General features: G+C 37.6%; 19 protein-coding genes. 3 read left to right on the forward strand and 16 right to left on the reverse strand.

Annotated elements, in window-relative coordinates; translation table 11 throughout:
* Positions 1-121: 121 nt before the first annotated feature.
* Both AC3QLY_RS15395 and AC3QLY_RS15400 read left to right on the forward strand, forming a co-directional pair.
* The gene (locus AC3QLY_RS15395) at positions 122-304 is read left to right on the forward strand and encodes a hypothetical protein (RefSeq protein WP_492990021.1); all 183 of its coding nucleotides are present in this window, start codon (positions 122-124) and stop codon (positions 302-304) included.
* On the forward strand, positions 291-806 hold the full coding sequence (locus AC3QLY_RS15400; RefSeq protein WP_492990023.1) for an IS110 family transposase: 516 nt from the start codon (positions 291-293) through the stop codon (positions 804-806). The genes AC3QLY_RS15395 and AC3QLY_RS15400 overlap by 14 nt, the downstream gene beginning before the upstream one ends.
* Before the next feature lie 269 nt (positions 807-1,075).
* Here the strand turns inward: AC3QLY_RS15400 and AC3QLY_RS15405 are convergent, their stop codons facing one another.
* From AC3QLY_RS15405 to AC3QLY_RS15440, 8 genes are all read right to left on the reverse strand, one after another.
* A complete protein-coding gene (locus tag AC3QLY_RS15405) occupies positions 1,076-1,714 on the reverse strand; it encodes a hypothetical protein (protein ID WP_074419045.1) in 639 nt (212 codons plus the stop codon).
* A 212-nt stretch (positions 1,715-1,926) separates the two neighbouring features.
* Positions 1,927-2,484, reverse strand: coding sequence for a lipocalin-like domain-containing protein (locus AC3QLY_RS15410; RefSeq protein WP_492990024.1), 558 nt, complete (start codon positions 2,482-2,484; stop codon positions 1,927-1,929).
* Positions 2,485-2,841: 357 nt separating this feature from the next.
* Positions 2,842-5,895: a TOTE conflict system archaeo-eukaryotic primase domain-containing protein gene (locus AC3QLY_RS15415; RefSeq protein WP_492990026.1), complete on the reverse strand. Its 3,054-nt coding sequence runs from the start codon at positions 5,893-5,895 to the stop codon at positions 2,842-2,844.
* Positions 5,896-7,221 (reverse strand): ATP-binding protein, encoded by a 1,326-nt coding sequence (locus tag AC3QLY_RS15420; protein WP_492990028.1) that lies wholly within the window; start codon positions 7,219-7,221, stop codon positions 5,896-5,898.
* Positions 7,222-7,229: 8 nt separating this feature from the next.
* Positions 7,230-7,442 (reverse strand): DNA methyltransferase, encoded by a 213-nt coding sequence (locus AC3QLY_RS15425; RefSeq protein WP_074419444.1) that lies wholly within the window; start codon positions 7,440-7,442, stop codon positions 7,230-7,232.
* Positions 7,443-7,475: 33 nt separating this feature from the next.
* Positions 7,476-7,886, reverse strand: coding sequence for a PH domain-containing protein (locus AC3QLY_RS15430; protein WP_074419443.1), 411 nt, complete (start codon positions 7,884-7,886; stop codon positions 7,476-7,478).
* Between the two features lie 172 nt (positions 7,887-8,058).
* Positions 8,059-8,859 carry an HTH domain-containing protein gene (locus AC3QLY_RS15435; RefSeq protein WP_074419442.1) on the reverse strand — a complete coding sequence of 267 codons (801 nt, stop codon included), beginning with the start codon at positions 8,857-8,859 and terminating at the stop codon, positions 8,059-8,061.
* Between the two features lie 187 nt (positions 8,860-9,046).
* Positions 9,047-9,532 (reverse strand): hypothetical protein, encoded by a 486-nt coding sequence (locus AC3QLY_RS15440; protein ID WP_074419441.1) that lies wholly within the window; start codon positions 9,530-9,532, stop codon positions 9,047-9,049.
* A gap of 95 nt (positions 9,533-9,627) precedes the next feature.
* On the opposite strand from AC3QLY_RS15440, the gene AC3QLY_RS15445 reads away from it, so the two are divergent.
* On the forward strand, positions 9,628-10,080 hold the full coding sequence (locus AC3QLY_RS15445) for a hypothetical protein (protein ID WP_074420699.1): 453 nt from the start codon (positions 9,628-9,630) through the stop codon (positions 10,078-10,080).
* Here the strand turns inward: AC3QLY_RS15445 and AC3QLY_RS15450 are convergent.
* The 8 genes from AC3QLY_RS15450 to drmB all read right to left on the reverse strand — a co-directional run bounded on the left by AC3QLY_RS15450 (position 10,031) and on the right by drmB (position 22,854).
* Positions 10,031-10,360: a hypothetical protein gene (locus AC3QLY_RS15450; RefSeq protein WP_143439138.1), complete on the reverse strand. Its 330-nt coding sequence runs from the start codon at positions 10,358-10,360 to the stop codon at positions 10,031-10,033. The two genes, AC3QLY_RS15445 and AC3QLY_RS15450, sit on opposite strands and share 50 nt — an antisense overlap.
* Positions 10,361-10,393: 33 nt before the next feature.
* Positions 10,394-10,771, reverse strand: a complete 378-nt coding sequence (locus tag AC3QLY_RS15455) for a hypothetical protein (RefSeq protein ID WP_074419439.1) — start codon at positions 10,769-10,771, stop codon at positions 10,394-10,396.
* Positions 10,771-13,983 (reverse strand): type I restriction endonuclease subunit R, encoded by a 3,213-nt coding sequence (locus AC3QLY_RS15460; protein WP_218330641.1) that lies wholly within the window; start codon positions 13,981-13,983, stop codon positions 10,771-10,773. Before AC3QLY_RS15460 ends, AC3QLY_RS15455 begins: the two co-directional genes overlap by 1 nt.
* Positions 13,980-14,969: a virulence RhuM family protein gene (locus AC3QLY_RS15465; protein WP_218330642.1), complete on the reverse strand. Its 990-nt coding sequence runs from the start codon at positions 14,967-14,969 to the stop codon at positions 13,980-13,982. The genes AC3QLY_RS15460 and AC3QLY_RS15465 overlap by 4 nt, the downstream gene beginning before the upstream one ends.
* A 113-nt stretch (positions 14,970-15,082) precedes the next feature.
* Positions 15,083-17,452, reverse strand: coding sequence for an AAA family ATPase (locus AC3QLY_RS15470; RefSeq protein WP_218330643.1), 2,370 nt, complete (start codon positions 17,450-17,452; stop codon positions 15,083-15,085).
* 4 nt (positions 17,453-17,456) lie between these two features.
* Positions 17,457-18,509 carry a restriction endonuclease subunit S gene (locus AC3QLY_RS15475; RefSeq protein ID WP_492990034.1) on the reverse strand — a complete coding sequence of 351 codons (1,053 nt, stop codon included), beginning with the start codon at positions 18,507-18,509 and terminating at the stop codon, positions 17,457-17,459.
* 64 nt (positions 18,510-18,573) lie between these two features.
* On the reverse strand, positions 18,574-20,148 hold the full coding sequence (locus AC3QLY_RS15480) for a type I restriction-modification system subunit M (RefSeq protein ID WP_074419434.1): 1,575 nt from the start codon (positions 20,146-20,148) through the stop codon (positions 18,574-18,576).
* Positions 20,149-20,805: 657 nt separating this feature from the next.
* Positions 20,806-22,854 (reverse strand): DUF1998 domain-containing protein, encoded by a 2,049-nt coding sequence (gene drmB, locus AC3QLY_RS15485; protein ID WP_081298712.1) that lies wholly within the window; start codon positions 22,852-22,854, stop codon positions 20,806-20,808.
* Between the last annotated feature and the right edge of the window lie 2 nt (positions 22,855-22,856).

The following is a 22,856-nucleotide window of genomic DNA, read 5'->3' on the forward strand; positions in this document are numbered from 1 at the left end:
TATCGTCAAGTCTCCATGTAACCTAAAAAGCTCGTTAAAGAAGCTGTTGAGGCAGTTAAGGTAGCAGTCAATCAAAAATTGCTGCAGTAACTTTTAATTTCATTATCAAACCTCAATAGCCATGAATAAAGTTAAAGCAAATTTCTGCGGTCAAACTGTTTTTGTGGGTATGGATATTCATAAAAAGAGTTGGAACCTAGGTATCTATTTGAATGATCTTTTCATTCGAAATATCCATCAGAACCCAGGCCCTCAGGTGATGGCGGATTACCTGCATAAACATTTCCCCGGTGCCGTTTTTTAAAGCCACTTACGAAGCCGGAAAGTTTGGTTTCTGGATACAACGGCAACTCTCAGGGCTTGGCATTGAATGCCTACTGGTTAATCCTGCCGACATTCCTAAATCACAAAAAGATTCTCTTCAAAAAACAGATCCGCGTGATGCCCACAATCTTTCTATGAGATTACAATCCGGAGTGTTACACAGCATCCATATTCCTGATGAACAACAGGAAGCCGACCGGGTATTCTTTCGTCATCGTAAGAGAATCTGGAAAGATTTGACTCGTTGCAAAAACAGAATCAAAGGTATGCTTGCATTTAGCGGTATGGATATTCCTGAACAATATGACAATGCAAGCTGGAGCCATAATTTTATTAACTGGCTAAAAGCTTTGGACTGCAAACAACAAAGCCGCAGAAGGGCACTTGATTATATGATTTCGCAAATGGAGTATTTACGAAAAGAACTTTTATCAATCAGCAATGGCACTGTATTTCCAGGAACAAATAAAACGAAAGGATAGTAAAATTGTAATCATAAAAATTGTAAGAATACTTTTCAACAGGATCCGCTTTGTGCTAATCAACCAACAATCTTATGAATTTGGAATTGTAAAATATTCATGAACCCTGACTACTAAACATGAGGTGTAAGCAATTTACTGCGGCAAGTCTGTAGCAGGGTTTATTTATTTAAAAAAAATAACAAAAACAATAATATTCACAACATGCCAAAAAAATAACCGACAGGCTACCTTAGGTACATAGGATACATTTGTTGGCTGCCTTAATTCTATTTCAATTTATAGCTTGATAATTCCCAAATGCCGTTTCCCGGCAGTGGTCCTAAGCTGTATTCATTTTGATAGAACTTTGTCATTCCAATATTTGGCGTTAACCAAATAGTGTCTTTGGTGAACGAATTAACAACGTAACCAACCGTTTTTGATAATTGGAAAGTATTATCAAATGTGCCTGCTGGAACTGTTAAGTTGCTTTCATTTAAGACTTTTGTTGTGTCACCAAAAAATTTGTCTGTAAACCATTTGTTGTTTACTTGCAAAGGAAAAATATATCTGCGTTTTTCGTCGGGCATTGGGGTTGTACAAGTTAAACATGGTACTCCATAGAAAACTGCCTTTTGTTCGTCAACAACTACGAAAGAACTATCCAGTAAATATTCTTGATTTGTTGCATCTTGTAAAGTGCTTGTCCAAATTGTTGCGCTTTGTCCATCTGGAAGTGTCCCAGTTCCAACAATGTCAACGAAAATGTATTGTTCGCTATTAGAGCCGTCATTGTACTTATAAACCCAATAATTACCTACCTCATTAGGGAAAACTTGATTTGAAGGTGTGTTTGAAGGCGGATTATTTTCTTTATCGCATGATGCGATGAAAAGCAGAAAGAAAAAAGTGAAGTAAGATTTCATAATCTATCTTTTTAAAAGATGACAATTTTGTCCACCGAAACAGTGCAAAGATCATGGCAGACAAAGGTTTCGGGCTTTGCGTTGGTGGGCTTTTGAAACCGAAAACTGTCTGCCAGCATCAACGTTTATTAATTGCTCAATGTTTCTATTCCCACTGTCCGCCCACTAACGCAAAACCCGTCGCCTGCTGGCCTTATTGGTAAGCCATTGTTTTACTTTTGTCGAACCCATTTTAACCTGCGATTTCCATTTAGAATTTTCAGTATTAATGTGTCGCCGCTAAAAGTAAATGCCCGTTTGATGTCTGTTCCCCAAACGGAAGGAATAGAACTTGTTATACGTTTATGCGTAACAATGTTTGCGGTGTCGTCAATACTGTAATTTGCTACATAAACATAACTTGATGAAAATTCAACAACTGCAGCTTTGAGGTCTGGTAAAGACATTGAATCTACTTTCTGCTTAACAAAGTTTTCATTTATTGATTCAACCTCAGTAAACCATTTAAAATCTTTGTATCCTTTTGGTGTTATTTGAACTGCCATGTGTCCTAATCCGTCATATACAATATAACTGTCTCCACCTTTTGCCCAACTATCTTCATGCCATGTACCTGTTGAGTCTTGATTTTCCATTATCAATAATTTGTACATTCCTGCTAAGGATACTTTTTTGGAATTTTTTGATTGATTTGAACAACTTGTCAAAAACAATATAGTTACAAATAATATTGTTAGACACTTAATATTTTTAGGCTCTGGAATTGTCATAATGAATTATGGTTTGTCAAAATTACTATTTGAATTCCGTCCCCCCCGGCTAACTGCTGCTGAATAAAGATAAAAAAGTTGATGATAAGAACTAATGCTAAATTACTAACGTCAGGCTGGATATGCAGCCCAACAGAGTTATTACAACAGTTAAAACACGGCTTTCGTCAGCCTGCATTTTGGCAATACCCCTGCTGTATGTTCGCCCTTCGTCTTGGTAACTTGAATTGAATGTCTGTGTCCACCGTGGCAGGGTGTGTCCCGGAAGCGTTGGAACAAGGCAGGCTCTTTTGCAAGGTTGGCTTTTGTGTGTCGGCTCTGTGTGCCTTGCAAATGTGCCTGACTTGGTGCGTTGGGTTATACGATTTGTTCCTCCACTAAATCTTTCCAAATAATAAACCCTTTCTTTTTGTCTGAATAGTCATGTAGTATTCGTGAAAAACCTTCAGGATTTGTCTCTAAAAATGCTTGTCTGCCTTTGTTGCGTATTATGTCTAAATGCTGGTCTATTTCTTTTACTTTTTCTACAGGGGCTTGTTTGTTTTTGTCAATGTGCCATAAATAAGTTGCTTCTTCCGTATCAAGTGTTTCCAAAATGATATGGAACTGTTGCTCGCCCGATAATAGAAATACGAATGAAAAGGGGTTTAACACAAACCTGATTTTTAGATGCGTCCCTTCATGCCTGTTTGCTAAAAAACGTAATTGCTGCGAATGTTTAAAATTCTTTTTCTTTAGAATGTCGTCCAAAAGTTGTTGTCCATCTGAATAAAGTTGTTGCTTGCCATTTTGTAATTCAGTAGTTGTTAAAAGATTTTCTTCAGCTATCTGTTTCTGTCCCAAAAAATTCTTTGTAATAAATTTGAATTTCACCCCTTCAAGTACCTCCCGATTTATTTTCTCAATATCAGCGGAAGTTGCCAACTGAGAAACCAGTTTACTGTTTTCAAACTCGGCATGGATGTAAACTTTTATATTCTTTGAGTTAAGTGCTTTTGCAAAATAGGGTTTCAAGACTTCGAACTCAGGTCTTACTTCAAGGTTTTCTATTTCAAATTCAAGTTCGTCTTTTACTTCGTGAATCAAATATTTAAAAGCAACGCTGCCATAACGAAATTCAAGTTCTTCAATCGGAATTTTTATTTCCTTCTCAATTGTGGTAATGTTGTTTGAATCAACAATTTCTTCTGTTGGCTCATCAAATAGCGTAGCCTGTTTAGTAATCTTTCTGTAATAAGTGTTTCGTTTAAGAAACAATTTATTCAAATAGTCAATTTTAATATCACGATAATCATAAATAGTGGGAGCTACTTCAGAACGTTGAACTCTCCCTATATATTGAATTAGCTTGCCTTCAAATGAAAAAGGGTAAACCAGAAATAAACAGTTTGCATTTTGTAAATCAGTTCCCTCTCCGAAAAACTGTCCTGTCGTTATTACTGCCTGATAATTTCCGGCTTTTAAAATTTCCCATTTAGATTTTTTATTGATTTCAGAATCCTCCCCACTTAGGGTTATCGCCTCATACGATTGTTTCAGATATTGGTATAGTGAATCAATATGCTCTTTTCGTTCAGTGATAATAACTACTTTCTTGCCTTTATTTATTTCGGCTTTCACATCTTCAAGGATAAGTTTGTTTCTTAAAGAATCATGAACTAATATTTTTGAAAGTGTTTCAAACTTGTCAGTCTTAGAATTGAAAGGAACATCAAGTTCCGTATTTCTGATAATGATTTTAGCCTGCTTGCTTGTACTTATTTCGTTTGTTTTTATTTCAGCAATAACTTCACCTAAATGAATAAAAATTAGTTTGCCATCATTATATTTCCTGAAAGGCGTTGCTGTTAATCCGTATAAATAAAATGTTTGAAGTTTAGTAATCGTATTTCTGAAAGTTTCGGCAGGAATGTGATGGCATTCATCAACGATTATAGTTCCGAATGCAGAAAGAATGGGTTTGCTTTCTTTTTTATCAATTTCTTTGGCTAAACTTTGAATTGTAGCAACTGTAATTCTATTTCCAACCTTATTTTTCCCTTGTCCGATTTTTCCAATTTCTTGTTTTGGTATTCTAAGAAATGTTTCAATTCTTTCAATCCATTGTTCAACTAGTTGTTTTCTATGAACTATAATTAAAGCAGGTTGCTGTTTATCCGAAATTATTTTTAATGCAACAATTGTTTTTCCAGAACCGGGTGGAGCTACAATTACCCCTAAATCTTTCTTAGTAATTGATTCTACAACTGTTTGCTGATGGTCTCTTAGCTGGGCATTGAATAAATACGGTATTGATTTATGCTTTTTTCTGTCATCAATGAAATCATGTTCAATTTGATTCTCTCTGCAGTAGCGAATTAATTTTCCTATGAAACCTCTTGGAACTATAACTTCGGTTTCCGCTTCTTCCACAAATTTGAAATAACGTTCTGTGCCGAAAGTACTCTTGCCTATTTTCTTTTTGATGATAAACTCTGTACTTGCAAAATTTAATTCTTCTTTCAGAAAATTTATTAATGGAGTTATCATTCCTTCACGACTGATTCTTGCTTCGTTGCATAATGTAATGATTAATTTTCCATTGCTTGCTTTTGGTGGAGTGGAAATAGTGAGCGTTGAAACTGATTGATAATGTTTGTTTAATTCTGAAATGGAAACCCTCTTGATGTTTTTCAGGAATTCAAACTGTTCTTTTATTGGTTGTAAAGTTTCTGCATCAATAAAACAACTATTTCCTTGTTCCAATGTTTTTTTGAATAGCGGCAATGCAATTAAATTTCCTAAGCCTTTCCTATAATGAAAATCCTGATTGGGAAATAAACGGTCAAAACTTGAACCCTTGTCAAATATTGAGAATGCTCCCGATTGTTCAAGAATGGAAATGAAAATCTTCCTGCTCCTGATTGCAGGGTAGGGATGTTCAAAAAAAATCCATACATGTCCGCCTTTGCCTGAACGAGAACGTTCCAAATATGCAGGTATTCCTTTTTCGTTACATACTTTGAGAAATTTTCTTGAATCATGAACCCAATTGTCCTCATCAAAGTCTGCTGTAAGAAACCATGAAGTATTATCAGGCAGTAACGGATAGATTCCGATATATTGCTCTCCTTTTAAATGTTTGGCAATTTCATCATCAGTAAGTCTTAGGTATGTTTTATCTGTATAGTTTTGAAAAGTCCCGCCCTTCATTTTGTGAGCCCGGTATCTGTAGGGGTCGAAATGATATGCAGGCATATAGCCGCTTTTATCAGCTTTTTCCCATCGAATGGCAAATACATCCTCCCGGCCCCTGAAGACCGATTTAAATAATTGTATCTGATTTGCGGAGTTCTCATTCATTGCTGTTTCCCTTAAAAAACCGGCCAATTCCCGGCCAATTAGCGGCCAATACGGCCAATTAGCGGCCAATTATTCTTTTAACTCATACTTGCTTCCCCTTCCTTTTGAACCGGTTTGTTTTATTAGCTCTTTACCAATCAAGTCCTTCAATTCTTCAGTAGCCAGTGTCTTAGCAACTGCATTTATTTCCTGATATTTTGAATTGGTAATACTGCCGTGTTCAACAACATACAATATCGCTTTTACCTGTCGCTCATTCAATCCTAATATTTGTAGCTGGTATTTACTGTATTTATTTTTAAAGAGGGTTACCAATATGCCGCCATCCTGTTCAATAATTTCAGGGTCAGGTAATCCTGCTTCTTTGCAGGTACTGATAATCTTTAATGTTCCGCTTCCCCAAGCATCAATGTAGCCGCCCTTAAAACATACATCGGCGATTAATAAATTTCTTGGCCTTGATGGATGCTGCCGTTTGAGGGAATCCAAACTGATACCGGCAGGCAATTCGCCTTCATTCCAGATATTAAAGTGGTTGTCGAACATACGCATCTGCACAACAGATGAACCTAAGTAATTTCTATGCACTAATGCATTGAGCAACATTTCACGGAGTGCTGCGATAGGATATTCACCTTTCTCAATTCTTTGTATGCCTTCAAACGAAATAGCACGGGTTAGAAACTTCCGGTTTAATTGCTCCAGCACTTCTTTTAGTAAATAAACAATATTGCCTTCAACTGTCTCCTGGAATCTCAGGTCGCTGCTGTCTTTACCGAAGCGGCCAATTTTTACAACGCAATTATTGAAAAATTTTTCCGGGTTCTTTCCAAACAAAACAATGGCTGCCCTTTTAATGTTACCATTATCATCTGTCAGGCGGAGCTTGGCAATCAAATCTGCTTTGCTTAATCCCTCCACATCTGAAATCCTTCCAGCATGAAGTGAAGCTGCTATGTATGATTTTAAACTGGCATCATCAATGTCATCAAGTGTGGCTGTTGGCTCCGCAACTTCATCCCATGTCTTACCACTTTTACGAAGTAAATAATCGGTAAGTGCTGCACCAATCAATTCTTGTTTGGTGCTTCCGCTGCGGTAGTAATACCTGCCACGCAAAGAAATGGGTACTGCATAAGGCTGCGTAATTATTTCAAGGTAGTACAAACCTTTTTCTTCATGCAGATTTATATCAAGTAAAATCCCCATCAGGTCTTTTGGCTTGTTAGGTATTTCATCCATCAGTTTTTTGTAATCACTAATGCCGACTACTTTGCCATTATCATCTTTACCAATGACTATTGCACCACCTTGTGCATTGGCAAAACCACAAACCCATTTCAGGTAGTCATCATGCCAACTTTGTTTATATTCTATATTTTGTTGTTCGGGCATTCTGTTGATTAAATTTTCTTTTTTAATTTATCAGATACAACTTTTTTAACTTCATTTACATTTTTTTTCGCTTCGGTAAAATATTCTTTCTTCAATTCAATTCCCAAATATTTTCTTCCGTTTAACGAGGCTGCAACTGCTGTCGTTCCTGAGCCAAGAAATGGGGAGCCTTCACTGGCATATCTATGAGTTGAAATTTGCAACAAAATTTTCTGGCTCATCAGGTGTCAAAATTATTTTTTTTATCTATTGTCTTAATCAAAACAGTTTTGTTTCTTCTTTGCATACCAAGTCATACTACCAATTTTCGTATTTGCAAATTTCCCAAAATACCCAAATAGTCCACCAACTCCAAATGTCCTAACAGCCCAACCAATTTTTTCTTTGTCTAAATACTCTACACTTTTAATTTGGTTTCTGTCAATTTTAACGTCTGATAAAAGTCTATGAATAATCAATTGGTCAGTCGAAAGTTTATAGTCAATTGGTCTAAATGCGAATGCAATAAAATATATCAATAGTAATGCAGCAGTCGTGTAAATTGGAATTGCTCTACCTGTGTCTTTGAATATTGAGTATTGCCCAAAAATTATAAATGCAAATAATAGAGTTACTCCAATTGTGACTCCTTTTGCTAAATTGTCTAACGATGTTTTGTATGTCATTATTTGAAATTTTAGAGTGTTGAAAAATGCTTGCAGACAACGGTTTAGGGCTTTGCGTTCGGGCGGGTTTCCGGGCACAAAGTTTCAATTTATTACTAAAGTTTAATCGAAGCACAAAGCTCCAAGTTTGCACGTCAGCCCGCCTGACGCAAAACCCGTTAGCCGTTCGGTTTTATAATTTGTCTGTCAATTCTTGAATGATTTGTTGTTTCAATTTCTTTTTAATTTCAGGTGCTTCAAGTTGTAAATATTCAAGACCGACAAATGAATTTCCTTGTTTTCTATTTTGTCGTGGTTCAATGCTTTCAATAAGAATTGCCTCTAAAATGTCGCCCAAATTTTGAATTGTAAAGTCTTTGAATTTTACACCTAAATTTAGTTTTGCGTCCTCTGTCACTGGATAAAAACCGAACCAACTAAACCTGTCCCAGCGTCCAGCAAGTCTGTCTGTCGTGTGGTCTTTTAGTCTTTTGCCAAGAGACTGTTCAATTGCTTGGCCAACATAAACTGTTTCCCTGCTGTCATGCAATAAATAAATACCAATTTGGTCTTTAAAGTTTACTTCGGTCGCACCGATTTGTTGAATGCCCAATAAGTCTGGTTGTGATTTCCAATAAACAAGATTTCTGTTCCAGTAAATTCCAAAAGCATTTATGATTTTATGGCTGTCTTTAGTTACAATTTTGTCGTTTACAATTTCAGGTTCGCTGTCGTCAATGTCATTGTCGTCAGGTTGATTTAAAAACTTGCGTAAGATGTAATAACCTTTGGCTGTTTTTGCAAAGATTGATTTCTCTTTCTTTGTGTTAATGTCAGTTGTAAGGTTTGCACTTACCGTGTCTTGCGGTGTTGCTCCCAATGATTTTCTGTAACCTCTTTCAGCAATAAGTTCAGCAATTTCTGTGTAGTGAAGTTGTTTCTTTTCTTCATTCAACACTTTTTTAATTGCTTCTTTCCATTTTAATTCAGCCATATTTTCTGTCTATTGAATTTTGTTGTTAAGTGTCGTCCTAAACTGACCGCTAACGTTCACGCATTTGCGTTAATGCGGTATTTGAAATTATTTTGTTGAATTAATTGTTTAGTCCAGTAAAGATAAAATGTTCATCACTTGAATTGTCGTCTAACCGCATTAACGCAAATGCTCTTGTTATTTGCAGCTATTTTTTTATAAACTCTGCAACGATTTCAAATTTTTTCTGTCCAATCTGAACTCCTGATGATCTGGTAGAGTTATTAAGATCATGGTTGTCAAGTAATATATATCCAAAATGAGTACAACCTATCTTTCTTTGTTCACCTGGAAATAATGTATATAATAATGTATTTGAAGTAGTGTCGTCATTTGTCAAAGTAGTAATTTTTACTGTAAAAGTTTTGCTCTTCGATGATGATGTATTTGTTAATACTACTTCTTTAGGTACGACTTTCATTTGGTTTATTAAACTGTCAGCCGTTTTTTTATTTTTGAATTCTGTCTCTTGAATTTCCATGTTATTTCCCCCAATTGAAATATCTATTGGCATACTTCTTTTTGTCCATATATAATCCACATTATCACAAGTATTGTTTATGTCCTTAAAGGTAAGTTTGCCGTCTTTACAACTTATAAAAAAAATAAAAAAAGCTAAATATAAATATTTCATATTGAATAGATTTAGTTGCAAATAACGTTCAGGTATTGCTGCAGGTGGGGATTTTATAATGTCCTGCCCGGAACTGAAGTTAAATAGAAATACAAATGTTTAATGTTTTAAAAAAAAGCCGACCTGCGTTTCGTCTGATGGAACAACTGCCCAGTAGCCATATGCTGCTGATAATTATTCTGTCAAGCCGCTATGACTCCAAACCCATGTTGGCAGTAGCCTTAGTCATGTCAACGGAAATGATTGAAAAACTAAAGAAACTGCGTCCTTTGTCGCCCACCGTTAACCAAAAGTATGTGGATGTCAGTTTAAAAATTCTTGATGCAGCCAAAGTTCTGCACCAAACGTACACTCTGGAAGAACTGCATGATTTCGTGTTTTTCAAAGAAGTCCCACAACGCAAGATTAGTCCAGAGCGGCTAACTACTCACTTGTGGGAAATTGTCAAAGAACATTGGTCGGCGACAAAAGCCGAAGGTGAACTTGCTGAAATTTTGGTCAGTCCAGCCTTTCAACAAAAACTCCAATCTGGCAGTTGTAGTCAGTAGGGTCAGATGGCGAAAGCATGTTGATGCCGTAGCCGTGCCCCATTTCATACAGATGCTCTTCCAGTTTGAAATTGATGTTAACCACTTTGCATTTATGTCCCTCAAGGGTTACGATGTCGCCAACAGAAATGAATTGAGAGTTGTCCCACTCTTGCCGCTTAATGTTCAGCAAGTCGTCAAGGTCCTGACGATTGTAGATGTAGCAAATTTCACGTTTGTTGTCGCCGTGATACTTAAAGAGCATTCGTGCAAAGAAGCGTTCTCGCTTTGGTTGTGTCATAAAAGAAATGTTTGTATGGAATTTGCCGAAAGGTTACTGCCAACGGTTCTGAGCTTTGCGAAGTGGCGGATTTTTAGCACTAATGTTTATTAGAATTCCGAATGTTGAGCCTTGCACAAAACTGTCATAGAAGCACGTCAGCCGCCATTTTGCAAAACCCATGTTACAAGCTGGCCTTCTGTCCACCGAGTAGTTGAAACGCTTTGCTGTCAATGGTTTTGGTGTCTGTTTAGAAACTGATTTTTGTCTGTCGTTGTTCTGTGCGTTTGCGTATTTTTTATTTTCAGAAGGGTCGGGAAATTTTTTTAATTCAATTTTTTCAGGGTGGGGCAGGCACACTCTTTGCCAAGTTTTGGCTTGCGGGTCGGCTGGTGCGACTTGGCAATGTGTGTGACTGCTGCGTGGGTTCATTACTGTCTGTTTTTCTTAAAGTTTTCTGCTTGCTCAAATATCTCTACATACACTTCATCTCTCTCCACTGGTGGATAGCCGAACTCATCTAAAATCAAAATCAACTCCACTTTCAAGGCTGATTTTATGTCGTCACGTTTATTCCAGTCAGGGAATTTGGCTTGGCTGTCAACAATGAGTTTTACGGCTTTGGATAAGTCAATGAGTTTGTCGTCAGGGTAGGTGAAGTCGTATTTTTTGCAAAGCTCTTTTAATATGTCGTAAAAGGCTTTTTCTTCAAAGTCAATTCCTAATTCGTCACCTGTTTTAAATTCTTTGTGAACGTCCCAAATAAGGTTTGTCAAGGCTTCTGCCATTTCCTCATATACTTCGCTTCTCAAAATGTCGTTTGCGTCACGGTTGTTGTAGCGTTCAACGATGGCTTGCATTTTCTTGGTGAAGTCAATGCCTTTTACTTTGTTTACTTTTCTGATTTCTCCAATAACTTTAGCAAGTAGCTGTTGAAGCAATTTGATTTTCGTGTTCGGCAGTTGGATTTTATCAATCTTAGCCAAATAGTCTTCATCAAAAATGTCTTGTTCGCTTTCTCCTTCTTCTCCAAGTTTGAAAATTTCTTCTACTCCATCACTTTGCAAAGCATCTTTTATCATTTCCCTTACTCTTACGTTCATCTGTGCTGTGTCAGGGGCATTGCCTTTGGTCAACTTGAAAACAATGGAACGAACTGCCAAATAGAAATGGGTGTAATCTCTTTCGGTTTGGGTCAGTTTTTCGCTTCCTGCACAAATATCATAAGCGGCTTTCAGTCGCTTCACCAAGCCCATAAATCGGGTTTCCATTTCTTTGGTTTGCTGCACAAACTCCGCAGCCATATTTAAGGTGTTGAGTTGCTCTATGGTGCTGCCTTTGAAATACTTTGTATTGTCAAACTTGTGCATCAGTTTAGCCAATAAATCCAAGTGGTCTTTTACCACTACCAACGATTGGTCAATGTCTTCAAAATTATCTTCATCGCCTTTGTTGTATTTGGCAAGGGCAAGATTCATTTGTTTTTTGATACCAATGTAGTCCACCACCAAACCTTTGTTCTTGCCTTCAAACTTGCGGTTTACCCGTGAAATAGTCTGAATTAAATTATGTTGCTGGATCGGCTTGTCAATGTAAATGCTATCTAAGAACGGAACATCAAAACCTGTGAGCCACATATCCACCACAATGGCGATTTTGAAATTGGATTTCGGATTCTTGAATTGTCGGTCAAGTTCTTTTCGGTCATCAGAAGTGCCCAATAAATCCCAAAGTTCTTTTGGGTCGTCTTTGCCTCTTGTCATTACTAACTTAATGCGTTCAATCGGCTTAAGTTCCCGCTTGTCTTTGTCGGTTAATTCTGCACCTTCTTCCGCTTCTCTTATTTCGTTCCATTCTGGTCTAAGGGCAATGATGTTTTTGTAAAGTTCATACGCAATTTCACGGCTGCTGCTCACAAACATTGCTTTTCCTTTTACGGTGGCACCCTCTGAAATTCTGTTTTCGTAATGGGTTACAAAGTCACTGGCAACTTCTTTCAAGCGGTCAGGGTCGCCAAGTATGGCATACATATTTGCCGTTTCCTGTTTGCTTTTGTCAATCTGATATTCGTTGGCTCCCAACTCGGCTGCTTCTTCATAGTATTGCTCAATCTTTTCCAGTTCACCGTTTTTCAAAGCTACTTTTGCGGCTCTGCCTTCATACACAATCCTTACGGTGATTTCATCCTTCACCGATTCTGTCATGGTGTAGGCATCTACTACTTTACCAAACACATCAAGCGTTGCATCAATAGGTCTTCCTGTAAAACCTACATAGGTTGCGTTGGGTAACGAATCGTGCAGGTATTTGGCAAAGCCAAAAGATTTCTTAACTCCGCTTTCGGTTACTTTTATTTTTTGGTCAAGGTTTACCTGACTTCTGTGTGCTTCGTCCGAAATGCAAATCACATTTTCCCTTTCGGTAAGCAGTTGGGTATCTTCTGTAAACTTGTGAATGGTGGTCAGGAAAACGCCACCGCTTTGTCTGCCTTGTAGTTTGGCTCTCAGGTCGGCTCGGCTTTCCACACTTTCCACGGTGTTGTCGCCAATAAATCCTTTGGCATTGATGAACTGTGTCGACAATTGGTCGTCTAAATCTGTTCGGTCGGTAATCAAAACTATAGTGGGACTTTCAAAGTATTCACTTTTCATCAATAACCTTGTCAGGTAAAGCATCGTGAAACTCTTTCCGCAACCTGTGGCACCAAAATAAGTTCCGCCTTTTCCGTCTCCTTCGGGTTTTTGGGCTTTTTTGATGTTTTCATACAAAGCTCTTGCAGCGTAATACTGCGGATAACGGCAAACGATTTTTTCTTCCTTTTTGCTGTTGTCGGGTATGTAAATGAAGTTGCGAATAATGTCACGCAAACGGTTTTTATTGAACATTCCCTGAACCAGCGTAAACATTGAATCTATGCCGTCAACGTCCTTGGCTAGCCCCGCCACTCTACGCCAGGCATAGAAAAATTCGTAAGGGGCAAAGAACGAACCTGCTTTGTTGTTTACGCCATCACTGATTACACAAAAAGCATTGTATTTGAAAAATTCGGGAATATCTCTGCGGTAACGAACCGTTAATTGTTTGAAAGCATCATAAATGGTGGCTTCTTCCCGAATGGCACTTTTGAACTCAAATACCACCAAAGGCAAACCATTGATGTAAATAATGCCGTCAGGGATTCGTTTTTCATTGCCAATGATTTCCAACTGATTCACAAACTTGTAAATATTCGTATCTGCTGGATATTGTTCTTCGGGTTCGGCTGCTATGGAAATTACTTCGTCTTCGTTGGGTTGGCGGTGTTTGTTGAGCCCTGCATAATTGAGAAGCTGAATGTAAATGTCTTTTTGGTTGCGGTCTTCTCGTTTCAGAATAAAACCGTCCGCAAGCATTCTCAAAAAGGTTTTGTTGCTTTCGTATAGGTCTGATGATGGAAGCGATTTGAGTTGAAGAATAATTGAATTGGTTTCATTGAGTGTAATACCCTGCGGTGCATATTGCATTAAAAGAAAATTTCTCAAATCGTCCTCAATCAATACTTCATCGGGCTTTCGGGCAATGGTAATGCCCAAATGGTGGGGAAATCCTTCTTGCCCCAACAACTCGGTAAACGCCTTTTCTAATTTTTCTTCGGTAAATCTCATTTTTTAGGCTTCTTCAATTTTTTTATGTCTTCTTCCAGTTCTTTCAGGCTTTGCTCTTTCTCTAACGCCTTTTGTACAAGTTGGTATTTTTCAAATTCTTCACCCGATTTTTCCAATGCCATTTCGTGGCTTATTTTTCCGGCATGGGTCAATAATTCCCTGCCGTTTAGTTGCAGAATAGTATCCAAACGCTCAATCCAATCTTTCATATACATAGGGATGCGTTGCTGTGCCATGGTTTCAGCAAAGGCAAGGTATTGTTCCACTAAAAGCCCAAGGAGTTTTATTTCATCTTCGTTCAGGTAGTTTTTAGCAATGCTTACGTCAGTTTTTTTTATAGAAACGGTTCCTTTTTTATCATACGACTGCATACCCATCAACGGCAGGGTAGCGCCTGCCCTACGATATACCAACTCGGCTGCTGTTTGCTGGCTGATGGCCCACAGGAGTTTGTTTTGCACCACTTTAAAAAACTCAATGGTCTTTTCATCTTTTGGGTCGTAATCAATGCTGGTGGTGTAGATGTCTTTGATTTTCTGATAAAAAAAGCGTTCCGAAAGGCGTATTTCCCGAATGCGTTCCTGCAGTTCGTTGAAATAATTCATCGTATTGCCGCTCTTAAAGCGGTCGTCATTCAGGGTAAAACCTTTAATAATGTATTCTTTCAACCGTTGGGTAGCCCAAATGCGAAACTGTGTACCCTGGGGCGATTTTACCCGATAGCCAACGGAAATAATGACATCCAGATTGTAGTAAAACGGGGCTTTTTGCTGAAATTCGGAAATTCCGAATTTCTTCATTGTAGTGGTTTCTACCAGCTCGTTTTCCTCATAAATGTTTTTAATGTGCTCGTTGATGGTAGATTTTGCCTTACCAAACAAGGTTGCCATTTGGTCTTGGGTTAGCCAAACGGTTTCTTCTTCCAGCCGCACATCTATTTTGATGTTGCCTTCCTGGTTTTGGTATATGATGATTTCGCTGTTCATAATTGTTTATGGTTAATTATTAATGATAAATGTTTGATTTCTTTAACCATTAACCATTTATCATTAACCATTGTATTTGCCTTTTCTAATTTTTCTTCTGTGAATTTCATTGTCTAAACGTCATGGGAAAAATTATATAAATAATCCATCATTTCTCTTGCAAAACTCCTGATGTCTTCTTCATTGCTACTTGTGAAAATGTGATTATCACCATTTAATGTAGTTCGGAATTCATGAAATTTTGCTCTTACTACATCTTTATCTGAAAATATTTGATCTATCTTATCGCTAAGGTTTGAACAGGTAATTCCATTTTGCTCAAACTCTATCAATTTTCCTATATAAAAATGTGGGAAATATTGGCTTTCCAAAAAAGTCCTTAGATATGTCCTTATATCTTCTTCACTTTCCCTATTTATAAATCGATATATTTTTGAAACAACTCTTTCATAGGTCGTTTCGGTGAAGGTTTTACTTTCAATTCTTCTTAAAAAACTTGTCGAATCGTTTTGAGCAATCTCTATAAAAGAAATAGGGAAATCATCATTCATTGCCCTTTCAAGAAAATTTCTGATAAAGTGTGAATAATGAGTTAGTACAACAATTTGACTTACACTGCGCAGGGTTTCTTTGATTCTATTAATGGATTTTAAAATGCGATTATCATCAAAGCTTGTAACTGGGTCATCCAATACGATTATTGCTCTTTGTTTTTCATCTGGTGAAAGAAAATCCAATCTTGCCCAAAATAATGAAAGTGCCAAGGCACGCTTATCTGACTCACTAAATACCTTGGTAATATTAGAGTCATTAATTTCTACATTCTTGAATTTTACTTTTAGAAAATATACTGGTTGATGACCTCTATTGTCAGTACCCCTTTCAAGGGTAAAGTTTTCACTACCGAACTGCTTAAAGTGAAAATCAATTCGAGTATAGAATCTGTCAAGATATTGATTCTGATTGGCAGATAAAGCCTGTTCATTAGCAATTATTCTTGTCTCAATAACAGTGATTTCTCGTTGCTCCGCTTGATAAGAAACACAAGCATCATTTTGCTCAACTCTTGCAATTGCTCTTTTTTTAATCTCAATTTCTGTTTGAAGTTCAGAAATTTTTGTTCTTATCTGGGATAAGTCACGATATGGCTCTTTAAATAATTGAATTGCCTCTCTTATACTTTCAATGGTTTCCGCAATCGCTGATAAATTACTTTGGTAGCTAACATGACTTTCTAATAAGCCAGTAAAATCAATTGATTGAACAGGTTCATGTGGTTTTCTTTCTTTGATGTTAAAAGCTTGAATTACCTGTTGAGAATAGTGACTTGTAAGGTCATTAAGACCTGTTTCGTTTGCTGAATCTATTAACTCATTTAAACGAGTAACTAATGCAGTGAAATCCTCTGTATTTATTAACTGAGTATATTGTAACAATAAAGCCTGCTTTGCTATGACCAAATTTAATGAATTGTAGTTAAGTGCTCCCCACTGTCTTCTTAAGTTTTCAACTTTATTTTCAATATCGGAAATATACTCTCGGTATGCTTCATTAAAATATGAGTGGTAAGCATTAAGTAAATCAGTGGCGTTTTCTAAAGATTGACCACAGAATGAGCAATTATTAGAATCATTTTTTCGAGTGTCTAAACCCTCTTTAATCCATTGCGTGGCGTTTTCAGTTATTTCAAAATTATTTTCAATATGCTCTTGAAGTTTCGCAATTGCAGCAGAACTAATCTCGTTAAACTCACTCTCTAATAGAACATTTGTTTGGTTAGTTAAATCTTGGATATTATTTGTGGGAACAATAAACTGGGAAAAATCTTCAATTGATAATATTTCTGTAGGTCTCTGAAGTCTCTGCTGTTCTTGCCTTAATCTTTGTTCTAATTGAGATAATTGTTGCCTTTTATCTTCGATATTTATCGAGTTTGGGTCTGTAGTCAAAAATGGTGCATACTCTTGTTCTTGCTTTCCTCTTAAATACAATGGAAGCAAATTTGGAAGGTTGCTTTTTTTCTGTCTTAATACTCTTTTATCTTCTGCGATTTGGGTTGCAAGTTGAACTCCTTGTTGTCCAAGAATAAATCTTGTGAAATTTTCTTTATTCTGTCGTTCAATGGAAAGTCCTGTAAATAAATTTTTGTGAATAAAGTCTGAACCAAAAATATGTAGGTAATCATTTGAATGTACCTGTGTCCATGAAGTATTTGAAAAAATACATGGCACTTCATTAGTTGATTGATGTGGCCTGACTGATATTCGAACACCTTGATTTGAAGGAACATTAGGTATTGATTTTCGTGTTGTTATAAATGACGGGTCATTATCTTTGAGTGAAGTGAGTATGTCTGTTAAAGTTGATTTACCTCTTGTGTTAAGCCCGTATATAAAAGTGAGTTTCTCAAATTGAATTGAGCCACCATTATCAAATTCTCTGAAACTGCCAACATTGTTTATACTTATTATTCTCTTTATCATACGGCTAATTTTCAATGGTTTGCTTTTCCATCCTCTCCACCACACCCCGCATCAACACAGGGCAAAGCGGTTTGATGGTATTTTTCAATTGCTCATTGATTCGTTTGCGAGTTTCCAGTGTGTGGTAAATGGTTACGATGGCTTCCTGCACTTTGATGTCGGGAATAGGCAATTTTACATTGCACATATCAGCCCAATCAAAGGTTTCTCTTGCACTGCCCCAAGAATGAAATCTTGCGTATCGGTCAAATTCAGGACGTGTAAACCACAAATACAGATATTCAGGAAGTAGTTCAGTTGTTTTTGTTACCCTGAACACCGTATAAATTGCAGAAACGATGCAAGGTTCACTAGTATTCATTGCTAGGGCAATTTTGTCTCCACGTCTTGAAGTGTCTGCTACATATACAAATTCGCCTGTCCGAACTACTTTGTAATTGTGAAAGCTAAGTCCATTGGTATTTGCTTTGGTTTCAATCAAAACTTTATTTGTTGATACACCTTGCAGAAAAGTTACTTGCAAATCCGTATTCCTTTCATCCGACTGCTGAATATATTCTCCTAGCGTTTTCGGTGCTTCGGTTTTTATCAGGTTTTCAATGTAGGTGTCGCATATCAACTGCAAATCTGCCAAGCTGTTTTCGTAGGTTTTTTGGTTGTTGAGCAAACCTTGATACAATGCCACATACTTGCGTTGTTCGTCAATGTCGGGAATGGGGATTTCAATATCGCAAAGGCGTTCCCAATCTAAACCACCTCTGACACTCGAATCGCAATAAGTCCAAGCCCTTCTGTCAAATTCAGGACGTTGAAATTGCATCATCAAATATTCGGGTAACAATTTGTTTTTGTCAATTACTTCAAATGTGATGTATGCAGGTGAAACAATTGCAGGTTCTTCATTAACAAACAATGCAACTGGTAAAATTTCATCTCTATTAACGTGCATTAAGTTTGTGGCAAACTGACCTTTTTGTATAAGTTTGTATTTAGACAAATCAAGTCCTGATGCATTGGCAACTGAAGGCATAAAATTCTTGTAAATGTTTATGCCCATAAGATTTGTTGTAATCAAATCCTTGTTTCGATTATTCACAAGCCGTATATAATTGCCAATTCTTTTAAAGCTCATATCCCAATACCTTAAAAGCGTTTATCAATTGCTCCTGTGATGCTTTTTCTTCTTTCAGCAGTACTGCAAAATCCTTTTGGATGCGTTTCATTTCGGTGTTGAAGTCAATGCCGCTGTCACGGTCAACAAACTCAATGTATTTGCTCGGCACCAAAGAAAAGTCGTTGGCTTTAATCTGCTCAAAGTTGGCTGAGTAGCAAAATTCAGGAACGTTTTTATAGGTATTTTGCCAGTCGGTTTGTTGCCAGTTGTGGTAATTCTCGGCAACTCTTGCTATTTCATCATCCGTCAGTTCAATAAACTGCTTTTCAAACTCCACACCCCAACGCCTCAAATCCATAAATAAGATTTCCTGCTCACGGTCTCGGTAGTTTTTCATTTTGCCGTTTACTTCTACGCTTCGGGCTTTCTTGTTTTTATTGATAATCCAAAGCGTAACGCTGATGTCGGTGGTGTAAAACGTATCTCGTGGAATAATCACAATGGCTTCCACCAAATTATTTTCAATCAGCTTTCTGCGGATTTTATATTCTTCACCATTTCCACTCAATGCACCATTCGCCAATATGAAACCAGCCACTCCGTTTTCGCTGAGCTTGCTCACCATATTCAAAATCCAGCCATAGTTGGCGTTGCTTTTGGGTGGCACATCAAAACCTCTCCAACGTGGGTCGTCTAACAATTCATTTTCTGCCCGCCAGTCTTTTTGGTTAAAGGGTGGATTCGCCATTATAAAATCGGCTTTCAGGTCTTTGTGTTGGTCATTCAGAAATGTGTCAGCGTGTTTCTCACCAAGGTTTGCCGAAATTCCCCGAATGGCAAGATTCATCTTTGCCAGTTTAAACGTGGTAGGCGAAGACTCCTGTCCGTAAATGGAAACTTCTTTTTTATTTCCGTGGTGGCTCTCAATAAACTTGATACTTTGCACAAACATTCCACCACTACCACAAGCAGGGTCATAGATAATTCCCTTGTAGGGTTCTATCATTTCGGCAATCAGTTTTACGATGGTCTTTGGCGTGTAGAATTCTCCTTTCCCCTTGCCTTCGGCAATGGCAAACTTGCCAAGGAAATATTCATACACCCGTCCGATAATATCCTGCTCTTTGTCTTTGAGTGTATTTACCTTGTTGATTTCGTCAATAAGTGAAGAAAGTTTGGAGGTGTCCAAGCCCAAACGAGAATAGTAATTGTCGGGCAATGCACCTTTCAAAGCCTTGTTGTCTTTTTCAATGAGGTGCAAGGCGGTGTCAATCAAAAGCGGTAAACCTGCACCGGCTTGATTTTTCTTTTTGATGATGGTGCTCCACCGTGAATCTTCTTCTAAGAAAAACACATTGTCCTTCGCATAAAAGGCTTCCATTTCCAGATACTTCTCTTTGCCTTCGGCAATCAGTTTTTCTCTGTGTTCCTCAAATTTGTCGCTGGCAAACTTTAAGAAAATTAGCCCTAAAACAACGTGTTTATATTCGGCAGCATCCACACCACCACGCAGCTTGTTAGCTGCTTCCCAAAGGGTCAGTTCAATTGGTTTTTCTTTTGTTTCTTTCTTCTGTTTCGCCATTTTATGGTGTCAATATTTAAAATTTTTAATGTCTGCTAAGTTAAGTTTTATCGTTGCATTGTCGTCATAAGTGCGTTGGCAAAAAAATGGCTCTTTTGGTTTTGCGAAGCGTTGGCTTTTGTGTCGGGCAAAACCAAATGTGCCATTTGTGCGGTGGCAATAAAATTGAATTAAAAAAATGTGCGGTGGGGAAAATAAAAAATACAGAAGGGTAGGCAATGAGTGTCGGCTCAGTTGCTGTCCGTTTGAAATATGGTCTGTATGTTGGTCACCTGTCAAAATTAGCGTTTCAATTTATGTTTATTGTCGTCTGCTTGGTCGTTGCTGTGTCGTCTTTTATTCCGTCCGCCCCGGCTGACCGCTGCTGCGTAAAGATAAAAAAGATGATGATATGCACATAGCTAAATAGATAAGGTCAAGCTGGATATGCAGCCCAACAGAATTACAACAGTTGAAACACGGTTTCCGTCAGCCTGCATTTTGGCAATACCCATGTTGTATGTTCGCCCTTCGTCTTGATGACTTGAATTGAAAGACTGTGTCCACCGAAGTAGGGTGTGTCCCAGAAGCGTGGGAACAAGGCAGACTCTTTTGCAAGGTTGGCTTTTGTGTGTCGGCTTTGTGTGCCTTGCAAATGTGCCTGACTTGGTGTACTGGCTACTTGAAGAACCCATAGTTTTTGTCAATCAAAATTCTCCTGTCAAGAAACGAATTGAATTCTTCGCATGAAGTTTCGCTTATCAGCAAACACGAATAACAAGCTGCGTAATTAAGTCCTCCAACTCCTTGTCCATCGCTTTCATAGCAAATCGGGTCGCTGCTGCAATCTCTGGCTCTCAATAAGGCTGAAGAAAGAATCTTGGGAAAGTTTTCGCTGTCGGCTTGCTTAATCAGTCCGCCAAAACTTCCTTCACTTCCTGCAATGGTGTAAATCAAAAGTCCGTTCATTGCATCGCTGTCGCAATAAATTCTTTCCGATACAGAAGAAGAAGGATAGCCGCAAAGAAATTCCAACTCCTTAATGATTAAGTGAGAGAAGCTGTGAATGAGAAGAAACTTTGCCAAGTGAATTGTATTCGTGAACTTATCCTTGCTTATCATTTCGTTTTGATTCATTCGCTGATAAAGAGTGAGAATTTCAGATTTAGCTTTTTCATTCTTCATCAAGTCATCCACAAAAGATTTCATTCTTTCATCGTTCCACTTGATAAAAATTCCTTCTCCGAAATTTTCTACTCCTGTTAAATACTCCGTCTCGTTTGGTTTGTTGACTGTGAACTTTGCTTTCAACGGAATGTCTTTGTTGTCAAAGCGAATAAACTTGTCTCTGCTATTAGAAAAAGTATCTCTGTCCATAGGGCTTAACCTTGTGTAGCCAGTTTGAACAGATGTCAATTTTAGCCGTTTGATTTTTATGATTTTCTCAAAGCCAAAATTCTTTAGAGTATCGTTCAAAGGAATGTCTTCAAGAATCAAATCCTTTTCATCTGATGTGAAGTTTCCAGTTTTCAACAAATACTGATATTCATTCAGCAGATAGTGATATTCGTTTTTGCGAAACTCAGTTTCAGTTAAATAAACTCCTTCGCCTAAAACCTGCTGAATGTCTTTCAATGCAATCTTGGTAACTGCTGCAATTTGTTCGGGTGAGTTTCCTGTTGTGCTCAGTAATCTAATTGTGGCTTTCTGGTCGTGAGTAAGTTTTATTTCAGGTTGTGGGATGAACAAACTGTTCATTACGATTGGATAATAAATACTGTTGCTCGTTCTGATTAACGGTTTGAAAAAAACTGTATAAGTTTTTTGCTGACTGTCTGTAATGGTTCCCTTTCTTCTGCGAAGATTGAAGAAACCTGCAAGTGTTTTCTTTCGGTTGCAACTCTCACATTGAATTGTGATACCTGCTAAGTCAGAAAGTTTTGTTGAACGAATGTATTGAAGTGAAACATTATCACAGCAAGTATCTTGTCCTAAAAGGTATCTGCCGCTTTCAAGTCCTTCTGATTCTTCATCGGTGTTATTGGCTCCTATTCTTTGAGCTGTAATCCATTTCGTCCAGTCAATATCTCTAATCTCTCCGTCAGGCGAAACGAAAACAAAACGGACTTGCTCCAACTTGTGATATTTTCTTTTCGGAGTCCCTGTAAGCAAATTGTCTTTGTAACAACAATAGCAATTCGGTCTGCCTGAAAGTTTTGTATCGTAAACAAATCTATCTCTGATTCTGTCAGGGTCATTTATTCCCTCATCGTTTTTTAAAACATCTTGCCAACCATTCCACCATTCACCAATTGTTTTAAACCTTTCGCATGTCTCACAAAAAAACCATGTCGGAAAATATTCTGCTCTTCCAATCTGATTTTCCTTCGCTGGCATTAAACGGTTGTCCTCGTTCTGTGCATTTGGCGGAACTTGAATTATTCTTTGAAGGTTTTGAAAAATTCCTGTGCCCCTTAAACGATTCAGTAAACGAGGTTCTTTGATTTCAAAAATGTAATTGCCATCATCATCTGTCAGTAAATAATTGCTTTGATTGTTTGCATTAAAAAACCACCACTGATTTATGTCCATCACTTTGTAAGCACCAACTGGACTTTCAATTATTGCCTGAACTCCTGATGTAGCAGTAACTGCCTTTCGTGTCTGTGTATGTATGAAGCGTTTCACTGTTCGCTGTGATTTTCCCTTCTTAAAAATATTTGCCATAG

This window comes from Hydrotalea sp. GW822-HT8A01, assembly GCF_058798575.1.